Source organism: Xanthomonas sacchari (assembly GCF_024266585.1).
GTDB classification, from domain to species: domain Bacteria; phylum Pseudomonadota; class Gammaproteobacteria; order Xanthomonadales; family Xanthomonadaceae; genus Xanthomonas_A; species Xanthomonas_A sacchari_C.
The window spans coordinates 4467030-4488333 of sequence record NZ_CP100647.1; the positions used below are offsets into that span (position 1 = coordinate 4467030).

Consider the following 21304-nt stretch of genomic DNA (forward strand, 5'->3'; position numbering starts at 1 on the left):
ACACCACGACGATGCAGATCGCCCCCATCCTCAGCGCGCTATCGCGCCACCGCATCGCCGCGACGCTGATCGCGCTGGAAGTGGCGCTGGCCTGCGCCGTGCTGTGCAACGCCTTCTTCCTGATCGGCAACCGGCTGGACCTGGTGCATCTGCGCAGCGGCATCGACGAATCGGCGCTGGGGCTGGTGAGCCTGGCCAGTTGCGACGACTGCAACGCCACCGATCTCAATGCCCGCGCGCTCGATGCCATCCGCCGGATTCCCGGCGTGCGCGCCGCCGGAACCGTCAACACGCTTCCTTTCGCGCCGCCGGTCTACAACAGCGGCCTGTGCCTGGATCGGGATTGCCGGCAGGTCGGCGGCGTACCGCATTTCTACATGGTCGATCCGGGTGCGGTGGCCGCGCTGGCGCTGACGCCGGACAGCGGCCGCGCGTTCGGCGACGCCGACTACCAGACCATCGAAAACGGCATTCCCACCGCCACCAGCGTGTGGATCACGCGGGCGCTGGCCGAACACCTGTGGCCGGGCCAGGACCCGCTGGGCCAGGAGTTCTGGGCCGGCGGCCATTTCCGCGTGATCGGCACGCTCGCCCACCTGGCACGCCCCGATCCCGGCCGCAGCGAGGATGGGGTGATCGGCAGCGACTGGTCGGTGGTGGTGCCGGTGCGCGAGACGGCGCAATCCGGGGTCTACGTGCTGCGCGCCGATCCGCGCGAACTGCCGCGGATCGTCGCCGCGGCGCGCGCGGCGGTGGCGCGGGCGGTCCCCGAAGCGGTGATGGACAACGCCTACAGCGAGCCGCTGAGCGACCTGCGCCAGACGTACTTCCAGAGCGACCGGGCGATGACCGGGCTGATGGTCGCCGTCATCGTTGCGATGCTGCTGGTCACCGCGCTGGGCATCGTCGGCCTGGCCAGCTTCTGGGTGCAGCAGCGCACCAAGCAGATCGGCATCCGCCGTGCGCTCGGCGCCACCCGCCGCGACATCCTGCGCTACTTCCAGACCGAGAACCTGCTCATCGTCGGCGCCGGCGTGGCGCTGGGCATGGTGTTGGCCTACGGCGGCAACGTGCTGCTGATGCACGTGTTCGAACTGGAGCGGTTGCCGGCCAGCTACCTGCCGGTGGGCGCGCTGCTGCTGTGCGCGCTCGGCCAGCTCGCCGTGCTCGGCCCGGCCCTGCGCGCCGCCGCGGTCGCTCCCGCCATCGCCACCCGCAGCGCCTGAGCCGGAGTCCGCATGCTCGCTTACTACCTACGCCTCGCGCTGCGCAGCTTCGGCCGCAACCGCATCCTCACCGCGCTGATGGTGCTGGCCGTGGCGCTGGGCATCGGCGCGTCGATGACCATGCTGACGGTGCTGCACACACTCTCCGGCGATCCCTTGCCCGGGCACAGCGCCACGCTGTTCCACCCGCAGCTGGATCCGCGTCCGCGCAACCTGCCCAGTGCCGCCCCCGAGCCGCCGGACGAGTTGACCTGGCAGGACGCGACCGCGCTGTACCGGGCGCAGGCGGCGCCGGCGCAGACCATGACCAGCGGGAACTGGCTGCCGGTGCGCCAGACCGTGCCCAACAGCCCCTTGCGCATGCTCACCACCCGCGCCGCCACGGCCGATCTGTTCGGCATGTTCGGCATGCGCTTCCTCTACGGCAGCGGCTGGAGCCATCGCGACGATACGCAGCGCGCACTGGTGGTGGTGCTGAGCCGCCAGCTCAACGACGCGCTGTTCGGCGGTGCCGACAGCGTCGGCAAGACCCTGACCATCGCCACCCGCCCGTTCCGGGTGATCGGGGTGATCGACGCCTGGGATGCGCAGCCGCGCTTCTACGACCTCAACTCCGGCGCCTACGCGCCGCCGGAAGCGCTGTACATGCCGTTCGAGACCTGGCTGGACCTGCCGCAGGACTACGGCTACGGACCGATGCAGTGCTGGGGCAAGGACGGCGAGGCCGGCCTGCACGACCCCAAGGCCGCGCAATGCACCTGGGTGCAGTACTGGGTGCGATTGGACACGCCGGAACAGGTGCGGCGCTACCGCGCGGCGCTGGACGCCTACAGCGCACAGCAAGGCCAGCTCGGCCGCTTCGAACGCGCCCCGAACACCCGCCTGCGCAGCCTGGTCGACTGGCTGGACTACAAGCGGGTGGTGCCGGCCACGGTGCGCATGCAGACCTGGATCGCCTTCGGCGTGCTGCTGGTGTGCCTGCTCAATGCGGTCGGCCTGCTGGTCGCCAAGTTCATGCGCAAGGCCGGCGAGATCGGCGTGCGCCGCGCGCTCGGCGCCAGCCGCCGCGCGGTGTTCGCGCAATGCCTGGCCGAATCGGCGCTGATCGGCGGCCTGGGCGGCCTGCTCGGCATCCCGCTGACCTGGATCGGCCTGTGGCTGGTGCGCCAGCAACCGGTGGCCTACGCGCAGCAGGCCCATGCCGACCCCGCGATCCTGGGCGTCGCCCTGGCCGTGGCCACGCTCTCGACGCTGGCCGCCGGCCTGTGGCCGGCCTGGCGCGCCTCGCGCATCGCCCCCGCCCTGCAGGTGAAATCGCTATGACCGCGCTGCCTCCCGTGCGTCCCATTCTGTCGGCGCTGGGCAGCCATCGCGCCGCGGTGGTGCTGATGGCCCTGCAGATCGCCCTGACCCTGGCGGTGCTGTGCAACCTGGTGTTCATCATCGCCCGCACCTACCAGCGCGTGCACACCCCGACCGGGGTGATGGAACAGGACATCGGCCTGATCCAGAGCATCGGCGTGATCGGCGAGCAAGGCAGCGTCAGCAGTGTCGGCCGCAGCCTGGACCTCCTGCAGGCGGTGCCCGGCGTGGAGGCGGCGGCGTTCGGTCCGCCGCCGCTGGCCGGCCCCAACCGGGCGCAACTGTTCCTGCAACCGCAGGCCACGCAGCCGGCCGCACGGGCGACGCTGTTCAACGGCAGCCAGGGCCTGAACCGGACCCTGGGCATCCGTATCGTCGCCGGCCGCGACCTGCGCGATGCCGAACTTCCCTCCGCCGCCACGGTGTTCGGCGATGGCGGCGACGCGCAGCGACGACTGCCGGCGCTGATCACGCCATCGCTGGCGGCCAAGCTGTTCCCCGGCGTCTCGCCGCTGGGGCGACAGGTGTACACCACCCTGTGGAACCAGCTGGTGCGCCTGGACATCGTCGGGGTGATGGCGCCGGTGCGCGGCAGCATCACCGGCCACGACGACGACGCCGACGCGCTGCTGACCGAAGTCGCCGCCCGCAGCGAAGGCTGGGGTGGCATCTACCTGATCCGCAGCAAGCCCGGGCAACTGGCGCAGGTGCTGCCGCGCGCCGCGGCGGCGATGCAGCGCGCCAATCCCACCTACGTGCAGCAGCAGGTCGCCACCCTGCAGGAAGTGCGTGCGGATTACTTCAAGGGCGACAGTGCGGTGGCGCGGATGCTGCTGGCGATCATCCTGATGCTGCTTACCGTCACCGCGCTGGGCATCGGCGGGCTGGCCAGCTTCTGGGTGCAGCAACGCGCCCGGCAGATCGGCATCCGCCGCGCGCTCGGCGCCACCCGCGGCGACATCGTGCAGTACTTCCAGCTCGAGAACTTCCTGATCGTCGGCGGCGGCGTCGTGCTCGGCGCCCTGCTCGCCTACGTCATGAACCAGTGGCTGATGCAGCGCTTCGAACTGGAGCGGCTGTCCTCGCCCACCGTCCTCACCGGCGTGCTCGCGGTCTGGCTGCTCGGCCAGTTCGCCGTGCTTGGCCCCGCCCTGCGCGCCGCCGCCGTCCCGCCCGCCACCGCCACCCGCAGCGCCTGACCCCGGAGCTCCCATGTTCGGCTACTACCTCCGCCTCGCCTTGCATAGCTTCCGCCGCAACACCGTCCTCACCGCGCTGATGGTGCTGGCCATCGCTTTAGGAATCGGCGCCAGCATGACCACACTGACCGTGTTCCACGTCCTCTCCGGCGACCCGATCCCGCAGAAGAGCGACCGCCTGTTCTACGTACAGGTGGACGCCCAGCCCAAGGCCGGCTTCCAGCCGGGCGAGGAGCCGGATTCGCAGAACACCCGCTTCGATGCCGAGGCCCTGCTGCGCGAGAAGCGCGCCAAGCGCCAGGCGCTGATGAGCGGCGGCAGCGTGGCGATCGAGCCGAACAAGAGCGGCTTGAAGCCGTTCAAGTCGGAGGTGCGCTTCACCTCGGCGGACTTCTTCCCGATGTTCGATACCCCGTTCCTGTACGGCCACGGCTGGACCGGCACCGAAGACGAGCGCCACGACCGCGTGGTCGTCATCAGCAAGACGCTCAACGAGAAGCTGTTCGACGGCGCCGACAGCGTCGGCCGCGAACTGCGCATGGACCAGAATACCTTCCGCATCGTCGGCGTGCTCGACACCTGGGAGCCCAAACCACGCTTCTACGACGTGACCAACACCTACGGGTCGGACGAGCAGGCCTATCTGCCGTTCTCGGTGGCGATGGACCTGAAGATGGACCGCAACGGCAGCATGAACTGCTTCGGCGACAGCAACGGCGAGCAGACCGCACTCAACGCGCCCTGCGCCTGGGTGCAGTACTGGGTGGAACTGGAGAGCCCCGCGCAGGCCGCCGACTACAAGGCCTACCTGGAGAACTATTCGGCCCAGCAGCGCGCCTCCGGTCGCTTCCAGCGCCCCAACAACGTACGCCTGCGCAACGTCATGCAGTGGCTGGACTACAAGGAAGTGGTGCCCGGCGACGTGCGCCTGCAGCTGTGGCTGGCGATGGGCTTCCTGCTGGTATGCCTGCTCAATACCGTCGGCCTGCTGCTGGCCAAGTTCCTGCGCCGCAGCGGTGAGATCGGCGTGCGCCGCGCGCTGGGCGCCTCGCGCGCGGCGATCTTCGCGCAATGCCTGGTGGAAGCCGGCGCGATCGGCCTGGCCGGCGGCGTGGCCGGGCTCGGCCTGGCCATGCTCGGCCTGTGGGCGGTCCGCCAGCAGCCGGCCAGCTACGCCAAGCTGGCGCACCTGGACCCGAGCATGCTGGCGCTGACCTTCGCCATGGCGGTCGGCGCCAGCCTGCTCGCCGGCCTGTTGCCGTCGTGGCGCGCCATCCAGGTGGCACCCGCCCTGCAGCTCAAATCCTGATCCTGCGCGCCCTGCGCCTCCCACGCCCTCTCACAAGGTCACCGCCATGGATATCCGCCCCATCCTGTCCACCTTGCGCCGGCACAAGACCGCCGCCGCGCTGATCGTGCTGGAGATCGCCCTGGCCTGCGCGATCGTGTGCAACGCGCTGTTCCTGATCGGCAACCGCATCGAGACCCTGCACCGGCCCAGCGGCATCGCCGAGTCGGAGCTGGTGACGATCTCGCTGGGCGGCATCGGCCAGCAGGTCAACGCCGCCGCGCGCACCCGCGAGGACCTGGCCGCGCTGCGCGCGGTGCCCGGCGTGCGCAGCGCCACGTTGCTCAACCAGGTGCCGTTCGTGCACTCCTCCTGGAACACCAGCCTGTCGCTGACCCCGGACCAGGAGCGGCCCACGCTCAACGCGGCGCAGTACATGGCCGAAGAGGGCACGCTGAAGACCCTGGGCCTGAAGCTGGTGGCCGGACGCGATTTCGCCCCCGACGAGTACATGGATCTGGAAGCCGCCGAGACCGACAAGCGGGTACAGGAGAAAGGCACCGCCATCATCCTCAACCGCGCCACCGCGGAAAAGATGTTCCCGGGGCAGAACGCGCTGGGCAAGACCGTGTACACCGGGCCGGTGGGCGCCCGCGTGGTCGGCATCGTCGAGACCCTGGCGCGGCCCAATGCGGTCAGCGGCCTGGGCGAGATCGACTATGCGATGCTGATGCCGTTCCGCCTGACCTACACCGACGGGATGTACGTGCTGCGGGTCACCGATCCGGCGCGGCGCCAGGAGGTGCTGAACGCGGCCACCGCGGCGCTGATGAAGGTCGACAGCAGCCGGCTGGTGCTCAAGCAACAGACCTACAGCGAGATCCGCGACGCCTACTTCCAGGGCGACCGCGCGATGGTGTGGCTGCTCGGCGCGGTCTGCGTGGCGCTGCTGGTGGTCACCGCGCTGGGCATCGTCGGCCTGGCCAGCTTCTGGGTGCAGCAACGCACCAAGCAGATCGGCATCCGCCGCGCGCTCGGCGCCACCCGCGGGCAGATCCTGCGCTACTTCCAGACCGAGAACTTCCTGCTGGCCAGTACCGGCATCGTGCTCGGCATGCTGCTGGCCTACGCCATCAACCAGTGGCTGATGGGCAAGTACGAACTGCCGCGGCTGCCGCTGGCCTACCTGCCGATCGGCGCGGTGGCGCTGTGGCTGCTCGGCCAGCTGGCGGTGTTCGCGCCGGCCCGCCGCGCCGCCGATGTGCCGCCGGCCGTGGCCACCCGCAGCACCTGACCCACCCCCTTGGCCGGCTCCGAACGGCCCTTTTTCTTCAGGAAGCACGATGTTCGGCTACTACTGCAAACTGGCGCTGCACAGCTTCGGCCGCAACCGCCTGCTCACCGCACTGATGGTGCTGGCGATCGCAGTGGGCATCGGCGCATCGATGACCACGCTGACCGTGTTCCACGTGCTGGCGGCCGATCCGATTCCCGGCAAGAGCGCGCAGTTGTTCAACGTGGAGTTCAACATCGTGCCGGACGACCACTACGATCCGAACGACACCGATCCGCAGCAACTGACCCGGCGCGATGCCGAAGCGTTGCTGCGCGACAAGCGCGGCGACCGCCAGGCGATGATGTCCGCCGGCGGCGTGACCGTGGTGCCGGCGCAGGCGAACCAGTCGCCGTTCGGCGCCGAGGCACGCTACACCAGCGCCGACTTCTTCCCGATGTTCGCGGTGCCGATGCGCTATGGCCACGCCTGGACCGCGGACGACGATGCCCGGCGCGCGCGTGTCGCGGTGATTTCCCGGCGACTCAATGCCCAGCTGTTCGGCGACGTGGACAGTGTCGGCCGCCAACTCCAGCTGGGCGATGCAGTGCTGCGGGTGGTCGGGGTGATCGACGCCTGGGACATGAACCCGCGCTTCTACGACCTGACCAACACCGAGTATGGCGACAGCGAAGAGGTGTTCGTGCCGTTCTCCACCGCGCGCGACCTGGACCTGGACGTCAGCGGCTCGATGTCCTGCTGGGGCGACCATGCCGGCAACAGGACCAGCGAGAACGCCCCCTGCGCCTGGATCCAGTACTGGGTGGAACTGGACACCCACGCCAAGCGCATCGCCTATCTGGATGCGTTGCAAGCCTATGTGCGCCAGCTGCGCGACGCCGGCGGCTTCCGCCACCCGCCGGACATCCGCCTCAGCGACGTGATGACCTGGCTGGACCGCAACCACGCCGTCCCCTCCGATGTGCGCCTGCAGGTGGGGCTGGCGCTGGCGTTCCTGGGCATCTGCCTGCTCAACACCGCTGGGCTGATGCTGGCCAAGTTCCTGCGCCACAGCGGCGAAATCGGCGTGCGACGCGCGCTCGGCGCCTCGCGGCGGACGATCTTCGCCCAGCACCTGATCGAAGCGGCGGCGATCGGCCTGGCCGGCGGCGCCGGCGGCCTGCTGCTGGCCTGGATCGGCACCTGGCTGGTGCGGCAGCAGCCGGCCGACTACGCCGCGCTGGCGTACCTGGACGGCCGCATGTTGCTGCTCGCCCTGGTGCTGAGCCTGGGCAGCAGCCTGCTCGCCGGCGCGCTGCCGGCGTGGCAGGCGATGCGCGTGTCCACCGCCCTGCAGCTCAAGTCGCAATGACGCGCCACGCGCGCCCTTCTCCACCAGGAATTCCCGCCGTGTCCCTGCATCCCATCCTCTCGAGCCTGCGCAAACACCGGGTCGCCGCCGCCCTGATCGTGCTGGAGATCGCCTTCAGTTGCGCCGTCGTCTGCAACGCGCTGTTCCTGATCGATCAGCGGCTCGAGCGCATGCACAGGCCCAGTGGCGCCGCCGAGCAGGAGCTGGTGCAGCTGCGTAGCCGCAGCGTGGTCAGCGACGGCAACGATGCCGCGCAGACCCGGGCCGACCTGGACGCGCTGCGACGCATTCCGGGTGTGCGCGAGGCCAGCATCATCAACCAGGCGCTGTTCGGCGATTCGCTCGGCTACAGCGGCGTGTCGCTGCGCCCGGATCAGGAACGCAGCACCCTGCATGCGGTGCAGTACTTCGGCGACGCGCGGCTGCTCGACACCCTGGGCTTGCATCTGGTCGCAGGGCGCCGCTTCGCGGACGACGAGTTCATCGACGACGCGCAACTGCGCGATCCGGTGGCCAAACGCATCCCGCCCTCGGTCATCCTCAGCCAGTCGCTGGCGCAACGCCTGTTCCCCGGTCAGAACGCCGTGGGCCGCACCATCTACGTCTACGGCGAACACCGCGTCGTCGGCGTGGTGCAGCGCCTGGTGCAACCCCGCGAAGGCGGGAGCACCGGCAACTACGAGGACACGATGCTGTTCCCGGTGAACGTTCCCTACGATCGCGGCACCTACCTGCTGCGCGTGCGCGATCCGGCGCAGCGCGAGGCCGTGTTGCGGCAAGCCAAGGCGACGCTGTCGCAACACGGTCCACGGCGGATGGTGAACCGCACCAAGACCTTGCAGCAGGCGCGCGCGGCCTATTACCGCAACGACCAGGCGATGGCCTGGCTGCTGGTCGGGGTCTGCGTCGCGCTGCTGCTGGTCACCGCGCTGGGCATCGTCGGCCTGACCAGTTTCTGGGTGCAGCAGCGCACCAAGCAGATCGGCATCCGCCGCGCACTCGGCGCCACCTGCACGCAGATCCTGCGGTATTTCCAGCTGGAGAACTTCCTCCTCGCCAGTACCGGCATCGTGCTCGGCATGCTGCTGGCCTACGCCGCCAACCTGTACCTGATGAGCGCCTACGAGTTGCCGCGGCTGCCGTTGTGGTACCTGCCGGTCGGTGCGCTGGTGCTGTGGTTGCTCGGCCAGCTCGCGGTGCTGCCGCCCGCGCGCCGCGCCGCCGCGGTGCCGCCGGCGGTGGCCACGCGCAGTGTCTGAGGCGCCGATGCACGCAGGCACGACAAGCCGCGCGCGGACTGCGATGATGCCGCCTGGTCCGTTTTTCTTCGCCGGCGCGCCCGCACGCGCCCAAGGTGCACGATGCCCTGCCTGCTGATCATCGACGACAACCCCGCAGTCGCCACCGCGCTGGAAGTGCTGTTCTCCCTGCACGACATCGACACCGTCTACGCCGACAGCCCGCAGGCCGGCCTGCAGCGCCTGGGCGAGGGCGACATCGACCTGGTGCTGCAGGACATGAACTTCACCGCCGACACCACCTCCGGCGAGGAGGGCGTGGCCCTGTTCGAGGCGATCCGCGCGCGCCATCCGGACCTGCCGGTGATCCTGCTGACCGCCTGGACCCAGCTCAGCAGCGCGGTGGAACTGGTCAAGGCCGGCGCCGCCGACTACCTGGCCAAGCCCTGGGACGACCGCAAGCTGCTGACCACGGTCAACAACCTGCTGGAGCTGTCCGAGACCCGCCGCGAGCTGGAGCGCCGCCGCGACGGCGAGCGCCGCCATCGCCAGCAACTGGCGCAGCGCTACGACCTGTGCGGCGCAGTGTTCGCCGACCCCGCCAGCGAGCGCGCCATCGCCCTGGCCTGCCAGGTCGCGCGCTCGGAACTGCCGGTGCTGATCACCGGCCCCAACGGCAGCGGCAAGGAGAAGATCGCGCAGATCATCCAGGCCAATTCCCCGGTGCGGCGCGGCGCGTTCGTGGCGCTGAACTGCGGCGCGATCCCGGCCGAACTGATCGAGGCCGAACTGTTCGGCGCCGAGGCCGGCGCCTACACCGGCGCCAACAAGGTGCGCGAGGGCAAGTTCGAGGCCGCCGACGGCGGCACCCTGTTCCTGGACGAGATCGGCAACCTGTCGCTGGCCGGGCAGATGAAGCTGCTGCGGGTGCTGGAGACCGGCCGCTTCGAGCGGCTCGGCTCCAACCGCGAGCGGCAGGTCAAGGTGCGGGTGATCAGCGCCACCAACGCCGACCTGACCGGGATGATCCGCGAGGGCACGTTCCGCGAGGACCTGTACTACCGGCTCAACGCGGTGGAGCTGGCGCTGCCGGCGCTGGCCGAGCGCCCCGGCGACATCGTGCCGCTGGCCGAGCACTTCCTGTCCGGCGACAAGCCGTTGTCGGCCGGCGCCTGCCAGGCGCTGCAGCGCCACGCCTGGCCCGGCAACGTGCGCGAGCTGCGCAACGTGGTGCAGCGCGCCGAGCTGCTGGCCAGCGGTGCGCAGATCGAGGCCGCCGACCTCAACCTGCCCAGGCCGGCCGCGCCGCGCGCGGCGGCCGCCGCCGAACCCGACCGCGAGCGCATCGTGGCGGAACTGGGCCGCGCCCACGGCGTCATCGCCCAGGCTGCCGCCGAACTGGGCATGAGCCGGCAGGCGCTGTACCGGCGCATGGACCGCTACGGCATCCCGCGCGAATGAAACTGCGCCGCTCCTTCACCGCCATGCTGTTCCTGCGCCTGCTGCCGGTGCTGGCGCTGGCGGCGGCCCTGCCCTGGCTGCTGGCCTACTGGATGGACCGCGGCTGGGAAGTGGTAACGGCCTCGGCGCTGGCCCTGCTGCTGCTGATGTGGTGGACCCTGCGCCGCGCCACCGCGCCGATGCGCTCGGTGTTCCGCGCCCTGGCCGGCACCGTCAGCAGTTATCGCGACGGCGAGTACAACTTCGGCGTGCACTGGCGCGGCGACGACGAACTGGGCGAGATGGTCGCCGCGCATGCACAGTTGGGCGAGATCCTGCGCGAGCAACGCCAGGGCCTGGCGCAGCGCGAACTGATGCTCGACACCATGGTGCAGAACACCCCGGTGGCGATGCTGCTCACCTCCAAGGGCGGCGATGGCCTGCGCCGCGTGGTGTTCTCCAACCTGGCCGCGCGCAAGCTGCTGCACAGCGGCTGGAAGCTGGAAGGCCAGCGCCTGGACGACCTGCTGCTGGGCGTGCCGGCGCCGCTGCGCGAAGCGATCTCGCGCGGCGGCGACAGCCTGTTCGCCATCGAGGGCGGCGACGAGGATCCGGACGAAGAGCAGATCTACCACCTGTCGCAGCGCCGCTTCCATCTCAACGGCCGCCCGCACGAACTGCTGCTGATCCGCCTGCTCACCGCCGAACTGCGGCGCCAGGAAGTGCACACCTGGAAGAAGGTGATCCGGGTCATCAGCCACGAGCTCAACAACTCGCTGGCGCCGATCGCCTCGCTGGCGCACTCCGGTGCCGAGCTGGTGCGGCGGCAGAAGGTGGAAAGGCTGGAAGAGGTGTTCGGCACCATCGAGGAACGCGCGCGGCACCTGGAAGGCTTCATCCGCGGCTACGCGCGCTTCGCCAAGCTGCCGCAGCCGCAGCTGCAGACCGTGCACTGGGCGCAGTTCCTGGCCGGGCTGCAGCAGCACATCCCGTTCGCGCTGGAACTGGAGGCGCCGGACCTGCACAGCCGCGTCGATCCGGCACAACTGCAGCAGGCTCTGCTCAACCTGGTCAAGAACGCGCACGAATCCCTGCCCGAGGGGCAGACACCGACCGATGGCGTGCGCGTACGCGTGTCCACCCGTCCGGACTGGCTGCGCCTGGAAGTGCTGGACCGCGGCAGCGGCATGAACGAGGCGGTGCTGCACAACGCGCTGATGCCGTTCTATTCGACCAAGCGCAACGGCACCGGCCTGGGCCTGGCGCTGACCCGCGAGATCGTCGAGGCCCACGGCGGCCGGCTGTCGCTGCACAACCGCGACGAAGGCGGATTGTGCGTGACGGTGCAGTTGCCGCAGGGGGAGCGGGGCTGATTTTTTGGGAGCCGGGATTGGGGATTGGGGATTGGGGACCGGAAGCGCGTAATCACGGGTAGGGAACGCAGCGACCACCGCACTGAATTTTGTTCCAGCGAACGCTCCGCGGTGCGGCGGCGTGTACCAAGGACGCGTTCGGCGCGGCTGAAGGGCACCTCGAATCACCTGCTTTTGCCACACATGACGCTGTCCCCTAGGAGCGGCTTCGGCCGCGACGGGCGTTCCCGGTAAACCCGTCGCGGCTGAAGCCGCTCCTACAGGACGCGTCCCGTCGTTACTCGCGGTGTCCGGAGGTCGACGCCGGAAAGATGCGCAACACCCGGGCCGACACCCCGACGCCCCTTGCATCGTGTGCTCCCTATCGTCGTGTCGCAGCGGCATGGCTGCGCTGCTGACCAGCCCCCTGCAAGCGGACGACCACGAGATCGCCCAGCGCCCCCCGCGCTCAGTCGTCCCGCAGCGGACAGCGCATCGCCACCCGCAGATGCATCGGGAAGCCCATCGCGGCTTCCTGCTGCAGCGTCGCGCGCAGCTGCGGCCCCCATTGCGCGGGTGGCAGTTCGGCGAAGCCTTCGCTGGCGTAGAACGGCGCATTCCACGGCACGTCGCGCAAGGTCGTGAGCAGCATGCACGGGAAGCCGGCGGCCACCGCGGCCGCGCGCGCATGCCGCAGCAGCGCACGACCATGGCCGCGACGACCGTAGCGTGGGTCGACATCCATCTGCTGCACGTGGAAGCCCTCGTCCAGGCAGCCGCCGAGCAGATAGCCGGCGCAGTCGCCATTCTCCTCCAGCGCCACCCACAGTTGCCCGCGTGCGAGCCCCGCGCGCAGCGCCTGCGCATCCAGCGTATGCGCCGCGAACACGGCCTGCGCCGCATGGCCCTGCAACAGGGCGCCGGCGCGCCGCTCGATCCGCGGCAACCGCGCCAACTCCTGCGCGCGCGCCAGGCGGATGCGCCCGGCCATGCTCAGTCGCGCTTGCCCGGACGCTTCCAGCCTTCGACCGTTTCCTGGCGCACCCGTGCCACGCTCAGCTTGCCGGCCGGCGCGCTGCGGGTGATCACCGAACCGGCACCGATGGTGGCGCCGTCGCCGATCTCCAGCGGCGCCACCAGTGCGCTGTTGGAGCCGACGAACACGCCGTCGCCGATCACCGTCTGCGACTTGTTGACCCCGTCGTAGTTGCAGGTGATGACGCCGGCGCCGACGTTGACGCCGCTGCCGATGGTCGCATCGCCCAGGTACGTCAGGTGATTGGCCTTGCTGCCGACGCCGAGCACAGCCTTCTTGGTCTCGACGAAGTTGCCGATGTGCACGCCGTCGGCGAGCACCGTGCCCGGGCGCAGCCGCGCGAACGGGCCGATCTGCACCGCGCCCTCGGCTACCACGCCTTCCAGGTCGCAATGCGCGCGCACTTCGGTGCCCGGCCCCAGCACCACGTCCTTCAAACGCACGAACGGGCCGATGCTGACGCCGTCGCCCAGTTCCACCTCGCCTTCCAGGATCACGTTGGCGTCGATGCGCACATCGCGGCCGGCGCGCACGCGGCCGCGCTGGTCCAGGCGGTTGGGGTCGATCAGCTGCACGCCCTGTTCGCACAGCGCACGCGCGGCCCGCGCCTGCCAGGCGCGTTCCAGTTGCGCCAGCTGCCACGGATCGTTGGCGCCCTCGGCCTCGATCGGGTCGGCCACCAGCACCATCTCCGCCGGGGTGAACTCGGCGGCGGCGGCGGCGAAGATATCGGTCAGGTAGTACTCGCCCTGCACGTTGTCGTTGCGCAACTGCGCCAGCCAGCGCTTCAGCGCGGTGGACTCGGCGGTGACGATGCCGGTGTTGATGGTGCGGATGTGCCGCTGCTCGTCGTCGGCGTCCTTCTGCTCGACGATCGCCGCGACCTTGCCGGCGGCGTCGCGCACGATGCGGCCATAGCCGCTGGGGTCCTCCGGTTCGGCGACCAGCACCGCGACGCGGCCGGGCGCGTGCAGCAGGCGGGTCAGGGTCTCGGCGCGGATCAGCGGCACATCGCCGTACAGCACCAGCACCGTGGCCGCATCCGGTACGGCCGCCATCGCCTGCTGCACCGCATGGCCGGTGCCCAACTGTTGCGCCTGCTCGGCCCACCGCAGGTCCGGCTGGTCGGCGAAGGCCGCCAGCACCGCGTCGCCGCCATGGCCATGGACGATGTGGATCGCATCGGGCTGCAGGTGGCGCGCGGTCTCGATCACATGCGCCAGCATCGGCCGGCCGGCGATCGGCTGCAGCACCTTGGGCTTGACCGATTTCATCCGCTTGCCCGCGCCGGCGGCGAGGATCACGACGTGCAGGGGCAGGCTCATGGGGCGGTTCCGTTGCGGATGGACGACGAATTCTAGAGGCTGTCGGCCATGCCTGCCGTCACGACCACCGCACACGCGGCGGGCTGCACATCGGCGCCGCAGGCGCTAGCATGCGCGATCGTCTTCTGCTGCGGATGTTCATGGGTCTCCTGCGCCAGGGCAGCCAGTTCCTGCTGATCGGCCTGCTGCAATTGCTGGTCGACTGGAGCGTGTTCGTCGCCGCGACCGCGGCCGGCATGCCGACGGTCCCGGGCAACGTGCTGGGCCGCGTCTGCGGCGCCCTGCTCGGGTTCTGGCTCAACGGCCGCATCACCTTCGCCAACGGCGACGATGCGCGCCTGGGCTGGCGCCGCTTCGGCCGCTTCATGGCCATGTGGATCGTGCTCACCGCGCTCAGCACCTGGCTGGTGGCGTTGTGCGCCCACGCGCTGGGCCTGCGCCTGGCCTGGCTGGCCAAACCGCTGGTGGAAGGCATGCTGGCGGTGGTGTCGTTCTTCCTGGGCCGGCAGTTGGTCTACCGCTAGCGCTGGCGGCACGGCGCGCAAAAAGACGTCTCCGATTGATACGATCCTCGCGGACGACTTTCGGGGCTGACGCCTCTCGCTGAAAGATCCAGCGCATGCCGGGAGCATCCTTGTGGGCGCGACTGCAGCCGCGACGAACGCAGACCGGGCAATGATCAGCGCCGACGGATGTCGGGGCTGAAGCCCCTCCCACAATAGGCCCAGCGGACGCCGGGAGCATCCCTGTGAGAGCGACTTCCGTCGCGACGAGCGAAGCTCGGGCAATGATCAGCGTCGACAGCCGTCGGGGCCGAAGCCTCTCCCACAAAACCCGGCAGATGCCGGGAGCATCCCTGTGTGAGCGACTTCAGTCGCGACGAGCGAAGCCCGGACGCCGGGTCCGCATCAGGGGCGCTGATCGCCAAGGCAACGTTGCCTGCCTCCGGCGCAGGCCATCCGTCGCCGGCCGGCGACCGACGACTCAGTGGCAGAAATCGCCCAGGCTGCGCACCAGCGCGGTGCGGTGCAGTTGGTCGAGCTGCCAGCGCAGCGCATAGGCCTCGGCCGCGCGCGCGGTCGTGGCCGGGCAGTCGGGCGCCTGGCGCACCGCGGCGCTGGCCTGCAGCGCATCCAGCATCTCGCCCTGCAGTTGGTCCAGGCGCGCGCGCAGCGCGGTCAGGTCCGGGCGCGGGCTGTTGGGCGCGCGGCCGCGCAGGTGCCAGCGCGACAGCAGTTCGTACTGCACCAGCTTGTTGGATTCGATCTGCATGCCGAAGAAGCGCGCCGCATCGTCCGGGTCCACGCCGTGGGCCGGCGCCTGATCGCGCACGCTCGCGAGCACCGCGGCCTCGCGCGTGGCGTCCAGCACCGGCTTGCCGCTGTCCCACTTGCTCAGCGCCACCTGGTCGCCGATGGCATTGCGCTCGACGATGCGATCCAGCAGCGATTCCAGCGGGGTGGCGCTGCGCGCGGGCAACGCGCATCCCATCAACAGGGCGCCGGCCAGCACGGCCGTCAGCGCATGCACGCAGGGACGAGGAACGGAAGCGGACAGGCTCATCTCGATTCTCCGGTAACCGTCTGCGGATGGGGGATGGGCCGCAGATCGGGCGGCCATCTTGCCGCAGCCAACGGACCGAACGATGACCGCACCGGCGTCTTGTCGCATGGCGACACCACCGAGTCAGCGACCAGCAAGCCAGCGACGTGCGCGACGTCGCATTCCACACCATTCGTGTCGCGATGGCCCAGGAACGTGCCCGGCGAACCGCCGTGCGCACGCGTCCCTGCATGCCGCAGACACGACAACGCCGGCAAACGCCGGCGTTGTCGTCGCGCGTGCGGCCGCTGGGCCGCGTGGCACGGAACTCAGTGCTTCAGGTTCTTGCGCAGGCGCTCCAGCGCCTGCAGTTGCGCGGTGACCTCGGCCAGCTTGGCCTGGGCCTCGGCCACGTCCATGCCTTCGCCGCGGTTGGCGAGCAGGCGCTCGGCTTCTTCCTTGGCCTTGCGCACCGACGCCTCGTCGATGTCCTGCGCGCGGATCGCGGTGTCGGCCAGGATCGTCACCACCTGCGGCTGCACCTCGAGGATGCCGCCGGAAATGGCGAAATCCAGCTGCTCGCCGCTGGGGGTGGTCACCACCACCTTGCCGGGCTTGAGCCGGGTGATCAACGGCGCGTGCTTGGGCGCGATGCCCAACTCGCCCAGCTCGCCGGTCGCGACCACCAGGGTGGCGTCGCCGTGGTAGATCTCATGCTCGGCGCTGACGATGTCGCAACGGATGGTGCTCATGGTGCCTCACTGGGTGAGGCGGGAATCGGGAATCGGGAATCGGGAATGGGAGAAGCGGATTGCCTCTGACCACTGTGCGATGCCTCGGATGCCGTGTCTCCCGCCTTGACGATTCTCTATTCCCGATTCCCCATTCCCGGATGCCGGCCGCATGCGGCCGGCGTCCAGATCAGGCCTTCTCGGCCATCTTCTTGGCCTTCTCGACCGCTTCCTCGATGCCGCCGACCATGTAGAAGGCCTGCTCCGGCAGGTGGTCGTATTCGCCGTCGACGATGGCCTTGAAGCCGCGGATGGTGTCCTTCAGCGACACGTACTTGCCCGGCGAGCCGGTGAACACTTCGGCCACGTGGAACGGCTGGCTGAAGAAGCGCTCGATCTTGCGCGCGCGCGACACGGCCTGCTTGTCCTCTTCGGACAGTTCGTCCATGCCCAGGATCGCGATGATGTCCTTCAGTTCCTTGTACTTCTGCAAGGTGGACTGCACGCGGCGGGCGGTGTCGTAGTGCTCGTGGCCGATCACGTTCGGGTCCATCTGGCGGCTGGTCGAGTCGAGCGGATCCACCGCCGGGTAGATACCCAGCGAGGCGATGTTACGCGACAGCACGACGGTGGCGTCGAGGTGGGCGAAGGTGGTCGCCGGCGACGGGTCGGTCAGGTCGTCCGCGGGCACGTACACGGCCTGGATCGAAGTGATCGAGCCGGACTTGGTCGAGGTGATGCGCTCCTGCAGCACGCCCATTTCCTCGGCCAGGGTCGGCTGGTAGCCCACCGCCGACGGCATGCGGCCCAGCAGCGCCGACACTTCGGTACCGGCCAGGGTGTAGCGGTAGATGTTGTCGACGAACAGCAGCACGTCCTTGCCCTTGCCCGAGGCGTCCTTCTCGTCGCGGAAGTACTCGGCCATGGTCAGGCCGGTCAGCGCGACGCGCAGGCGGTTGCCCGGCGGCTCGTTCATCTGGCCGTACACCATCGCCACCTTGTCCAGGACGTTGGAGTCCTTCATCTCGTGGTAGAAGTCGTTGCCCTCGCGGGTACGCTCGCCCACGCCGGCGAACACGGACAGACCCGAGTGCGCCTTGGCGATGTTGTTGATCAGCTCCATCATGTTGACGGTCTTGCCGACGCCGGCGCCGCCGAACAGGCCGACCTTGCCGCCCTTGGCGAACGGGCACATCAGGTCGATGACCTTGATGCCGGTTTCCAGCAGCTCGGTGGCCGAGGACTGATCTTCGTAGGTCGGCGCCGCACGGTGGATTTCCCAATGGTCGCTGGCCTGCACGTCGCCGGCTTCGTCGATCGGACGGCCCAGCACGTCCATGATGCGGCCCAGCGTACCGGCACCAACCGGCACCGAGATCGCGCGACCGGTGTTGGTGGCGACCAGGTTGCGCTTGAGGCCGTCGGTGGAACCGAGGGCGATGGTGCGCACGATGCCGTCGCCCAGCTGCTGCTGCACTTCCAGCGTGATGGCGGTGCCGTCGACCTTCAGTGCGTCGTAAATCTTCGGCACATCGGCACGCGCGAATTCGACGTCGACGACCGCGCCGATGATCTGAACGATCTTGCCCTGACTCATTTGGATAACTCCACTAATGTCTATTCGAAACTGGTGTCGGGAATGGGGAACGGGGAATCGGGAATGGGAAGATCGAGCGATGCTGCGACCATTCCCGTTTCTCCATTCCCTATTCCCGGCTACACAGCGGCTGCGCCGCCGACGATTTCGGAAATTTCCTGGGTGATCGCAGCCTGACGCGCCTTGTTGTAGACCAATTGCAAGGTGCTGATCAGCTTGCTGGCGTTGTCGCTGGCCGCCTTCATCGCGACCATGCGCGCCGCGTGCTCGGACGCCACGTTCTCCAGCACCGCCTGGTACACCAGCGACTCGATGTAGCGCGTCATCACGTGCTCGAGCACGCTCGCGGCATCGGGTTCGTACAGGTAGTCCCAGTCGTGGTGCGCGACCTGGCTCTCGGCCGCCGGCAGCGGCAGCAGCTGGTCGAAGCTGGCCTTCTGCGTCATCGTGTTGATGAAGCGGTTGTAGACCAGGTACACGCGGTCCAGCTTGCCTTCGGTGAACGCGTCCAGCATCACCTTGATCACGCCGATCAGCTGCTCCACGCGCGGCTGGTCGCCCAGGTGGCTGACGCTGCCGACCATGTCCACCTTGAGCCGGCGGAAGAACACCGAGGCCTTCTGGCCGACGGTGACCACGTCCACGCCCGCACCCTGGTCCTGCCACTGGCGCACTTCGCCCAGCATCTTGCGGAACAGGTTGTTGTTCAGGCCGCCGGCCAGGCCACGATCGGAGGAGATCACGATGTAGCCGACGCGCTTGACCGACTCGCGCTGGACCAGGAACGGATGGGTGTAGTCGGTGCTGGCCTGCGCCAGATGCCCGATCACCTGCTTCATCGCCTGCGCGTAGGGACGCGAGGTCTTCATCCGATCCTGCGCCTTGCGGATCTTGGAGGCCGAGACCATCTCGAGCGCGCGCGTCACCTTGCGGGTGTTCTGCACGCTCTTGATCTTGGATTTGATTTCGCGTCCGCCTGCCATGCTCTCGCTCGCTTTGCTCGCTTCGTGGGAATGGGGAAAGGGGAATCGGGAATGGTCGAAGCCAGAATCCCGCTCTTACGATTCCCTATTCTCGATTCCCGATTCCCTGCAACTGGATTACCAGCTGCCCGTGGTCTTGAACTCGCCGATGCCCTTCTTGAACGCGGCCTCGATGTCGCCGTTCCAGTCGCCGGTGTCGTTGACCTTGGCGATCAGCTCGCCCTGGGTGTTGGCGAAGTGGGCGTGCAGGCCCTCTTCGAACGCCAGCAGCTTGTTGACCGGCACGTCGTCGAGGTAGCCCTCGTTGACCGCGTAGATCGACAGCGCCTGGTTGGCGATGGACATCGGCATGTACTGCTTCTGCTTCATCAGCTCGGTGACGCGCTGGCCGCGCTCGAGCTGCTTGCGGGTGGCTTCGTCCAGGTCCGAGGCGAACTGCGCGAACGCCGCCAGCTCGCGGTACTGCGCCAGCGAGATGCGGATGCCGCCGGAGAGCTTCTTGATGATCTTGGTCTGCGCCGCGCCGCCGACGCGCGAGACCGAGATGCCGGCGTTCACCGCCGGGCGGATGCCGGCGTTGAACAGGTCGGTTTCCAGGAAGATCTGGCCGTCGGTGATCGAGATGACGTTGGTCGGCACGAACGCGGAGACGTCGCCGGCCTGGGTCTCGATGATCGGCAGCGCGGTCAGCGAACCGGTCTTGCCCTTGACCTCGCCCTTGGTGAACTGCTCCACGTACTCCTCGGACACGCGCGCGGCGCGCTCCAGCAGGCGGCTGTGCAGGTAGAACACGTCGCCCGGGTAGGCTTCGCGGCCCGGCGGGCGCTTCAGCAGCAGCGAGATCTGGCGGTAGGCCACGGCCTGCTTGGACAGGTCGTCGTACACGATCAGCGCGTCTTCGCCGCGGTCCATGAAGTACTCGCCCATGGTGCAGCCGGCGTAGGCGCTGATGTACTGCATCGCCGCCGATTCGGAGGCGGTCGCGGCGACCACGATGGTGTGCGCCAGCGCGCCGTTCTCTTCCAGCTTGCGCACGATATTGGCGACGGTCGAGGCCTTCTGCCCGATCGCCACGTACACGCACTTGATGCCGGTGTTCTTCTGGTTGATCACCGCGTCGATGGCCAGCGCGGTCTTGCCGGTCTGGCGGTCGCCGATGACCAGCTCGCGCTGGCCGCGGCCGATCGGGATCATCGCGTCGACCGACTTGTAGCCGGTCTGCACCGGCTGGTCGACCGACTTGCGCCAGATCACGCCCGGCGCCACGCGCTCCACCGGCGCGGTCGCGCTGGTGCCCAGCGGGCCCTTGCCGTCGATCGGCTCGCCCAGCGCGTTGACCACGCGGCCCAGCAGTTCCTTGCCGACCGGCACTTCCAGGATGCGGCCGGTGGTCTTGGCCACGTCGCCTTCGCGCAGGTTCTCGTAGTCGCCGAGCACCACGGCGCCGACCGAGTCGCGCTCCAGGTTCAGCGCCAGGGCGTAGGTGTCGTTGGGCAGTTCGATCATTTCGCCCTGCATCACGTCGGCCAGGCCGAAGATGCGCACGATGCCGTCGGACACGCTGGTGACCGTACCTTCGTTGCGCGACTCCGCGGCCAGCTTGACCTGCTCGATGCGGTTCTTGATCAGTTCGCTGATTTCGGAGGGGTTGAGCGTGGTTGCCATCTTGGTTTCCTTCGGATCGTCCATCGCGCAACGGCGGATGGCGACGTGTGGTTAGCTTCTTTGAGAATCGGGAATGGGGAATCGGGAATCGCGGGTGGCGTCGCCGCCGGGCCGGGTTCTCTCCTCTCTATTCGCCATTCCCGTTTCTTAGTGGGCCAGTGCGGACTGCAGACGCGACAGCTTGCCTTTCAACGAACCGTCGATGACCACGTCGCCGGCGTCGATCACCGCGCCGCCGATCAGCGAAGCGTCCACCGCCGTGGTGATCTCGACCTCGCGGCCGAAACGCTGCTTCAGCGCCACCTTCAGCGAGGCCACCTCGGCATCGCTCAGCGCCGTCGCGGAGGTCACGTTGGCCTGCACCACGCGCTCGGCCTCGGCCCGCAGCTGGTCGTACAGCCCGGCGATCTCCGGCAGCAGCGGCAGCCGCTGGCCTTCGGCCAGCAGGCTCAGGAAGCGCTGGTACTGCTCGTCGGCCGCTTCCGGCGCCAACAGCGCCACCGCCTGCTCGCGCTGCAACAGCGGGTTGTGCAGCAACGCGGCCACGCGCGGGTCGGCGGCGACCTGGGCGGAGAACGCCAGCGCCTGCGACCAGGGCGCGAGCTTGCCGGCGTCGCTGGCCGCGGCGAACGCGGCGCGAGCGTAGGGACGCGCCAGTGTGAGGGCCTGGCTCAT

The 21304-nt window shown here is 69.0% G+C and carries 18 protein-coding genes; 10 read left to right on the top strand and 8 right to left on the bottom strand.

Annotated features, from left to right (window positions below; all coding sequences use genetic code 11):
* Positions 1-11: 11 nt before the first annotated feature.
* From NKJ47_RS18755 to NKJ47_RS18795, 9 genes are all read left to right on the top strand, one after another.
* A complete protein-coding gene (locus NKJ47_RS18755) occupies positions 12-1226 on the top strand; it encodes an ABC transporter permease (protein WP_254459245.1) in 1215 nt (404 codons plus the stop codon).
* Between the two features lie 12 nt (positions 1227-1238).
* A complete protein-coding gene (locus tag NKJ47_RS18760) occupies positions 1239-2549 on the top strand; it encodes an ABC transporter permease (protein WP_254459246.1) in 1311 nt (436 codons plus the stop codon).
* On the top strand, positions 2546-3787 hold the full coding sequence (locus NKJ47_RS18765; RefSeq protein WP_254459247.1) for an ABC transporter permease: 1242 nt from the start codon (positions 2546-2548) through the stop codon (positions 3785-3787). Before NKJ47_RS18760 ends, NKJ47_RS18765 begins: the two co-directional genes overlap by 4 nt.
* Positions 3788-3800: 13 nt before the next feature.
* Positions 3801-5096, top strand: a complete 1296-nt coding sequence (locus NKJ47_RS18770) for an ABC transporter permease (protein ID WP_254459248.1) — start codon at positions 3801-3803, stop codon at positions 5094-5096.
* 46 nt (positions 5097-5142) lie between these two features.
* The gene (locus NKJ47_RS18775) at positions 5143-6369 is read left to right on the top strand and encodes an ABC transporter permease (protein ID WP_254459249.1); all 1227 of its coding nucleotides are present in this window, start codon (positions 5143-5145) and stop codon (positions 6367-6369) included.
* 49 nt (positions 6370-6418) lie between these two features.
* The gene (locus tag NKJ47_RS18780; RefSeq protein ID WP_254459250.1) at positions 6419-7720 is read left to right on the top strand and encodes an ABC transporter permease; all 1302 of its coding nucleotides are present in this window, start codon (positions 6419-6421) and stop codon (positions 7718-7720) included.
* Between the two features lie 38 nt (positions 7721-7758).
* A complete protein-coding gene (locus NKJ47_RS18785) occupies positions 7759-8979 on the top strand; it encodes an ABC transporter permease (protein WP_254459251.1) in 1221 nt (406 codons plus the stop codon).
* A 102-nt stretch (positions 8980-9081) separates the two neighbouring features.
* Entirely contained in the window at positions 9082-10419 is a 1338-nt protein-coding gene (locus tag NKJ47_RS18790) for a sigma-54-dependent transcriptional regulator (protein WP_254459252.1), read from the top strand.
* Positions 10416-11771: a sensor histidine kinase gene (locus tag NKJ47_RS18795; protein WP_254459253.1), complete on the top strand. Its 1356-nt coding sequence runs from the start codon at positions 10416-10418 to the stop codon at positions 11769-11771. The genes NKJ47_RS18790 and NKJ47_RS18795 overlap by 4 nt, the downstream gene beginning before the upstream one ends.
* Before the next feature lie 448 nt (positions 11772-12219).
* On the opposite strand, the gene NKJ47_RS18800 is transcribed toward NKJ47_RS18795, so the two are convergent.
* A complete protein-coding gene (locus tag NKJ47_RS18800) occupies positions 12220-12741 on the bottom strand; it encodes a GNAT family N-acetyltransferase (RefSeq protein WP_254459254.1) in 522 nt (173 codons plus the stop codon).
* 2 nt (positions 12742-12743) lie between these two features.
* Positions 12744-14111, bottom strand: coding sequence for a bifunctional UDP-N-acetylglucosamine diphosphorylase/glucosamine-1-phosphate N-acetyltransferase GlmU (gene glmU / locus NKJ47_RS18805; protein WP_254459255.1), 1368 nt, complete (start codon positions 14109-14111; stop codon positions 12744-12746).
* Between the two features lie 140 nt (positions 14112-14251).
* Between glmU and NKJ47_RS18810 the strand changes: the two genes are divergently transcribed.
* Positions 14252-14635, top strand: coding sequence for a GtrA family protein (locus tag NKJ47_RS18810; RefSeq protein ID WP_254461474.1), 384 nt, complete (start codon positions 14252-14254; stop codon positions 14633-14635).
* A gap of 460 nt (positions 14636-15095) precedes the next feature.
* Here NKJ47_RS18810 and NKJ47_RS18815 read toward each other — a convergent pair whose 3' ends face one another.
* The 6 genes from NKJ47_RS18815 to NKJ47_RS18840 form a co-directional block, all read right to left on the bottom strand.
* Positions 15096-15674 carry a chorismate mutase gene (locus tag NKJ47_RS18815; protein ID WP_254459256.1) on the bottom strand — a complete coding sequence of 193 codons (579 nt, stop codon included), beginning with the start codon at positions 15672-15674 and terminating at the stop codon, positions 15096-15098.
* 308 nt (positions 15675-15982) lie between these two features.
* A complete protein-coding gene (locus tag NKJ47_RS18820) occupies positions 15983-16405 on the bottom strand; it encodes a F0F1 ATP synthase subunit epsilon (protein ID WP_019796279.1) in 423 nt (140 codons plus the stop codon).
* A gap of 169 nt (positions 16406-16574) precedes the next feature.
* Entirely contained in the window at positions 16575-17981 is a 1407-nt protein-coding gene (gene atpD, locus NKJ47_RS18825) for a F0F1 ATP synthase subunit beta (RefSeq protein ID WP_254459257.1), read from the bottom strand.
* Between the two features lie 119 nt (positions 17982-18100).
* Positions 18101-18964, bottom strand: coding sequence for a F0F1 ATP synthase subunit gamma (atpG, locus tag NKJ47_RS18830; protein WP_254459258.1), 864 nt, complete (start codon positions 18962-18964; stop codon positions 18101-18103).
* Between the two features lie 117 nt (positions 18965-19081).
* Complete coding sequence (gene atpA / locus NKJ47_RS18835; RefSeq protein ID WP_254459259.1) at positions 19082-20629, bottom strand: F0F1 ATP synthase subunit alpha; 1548 nt, start codon at positions 20627-20629, stop codon at positions 19082-19084.
* Positions 20630-20776: 147 nt separating this feature from the next.
* Positions 20777-21304, bottom strand: a complete 528-nt coding sequence (locus tag NKJ47_RS18840; RefSeq protein ID WP_254459260.1) for a F0F1 ATP synthase subunit delta — start codon at positions 21302-21304, stop codon at positions 20777-20779.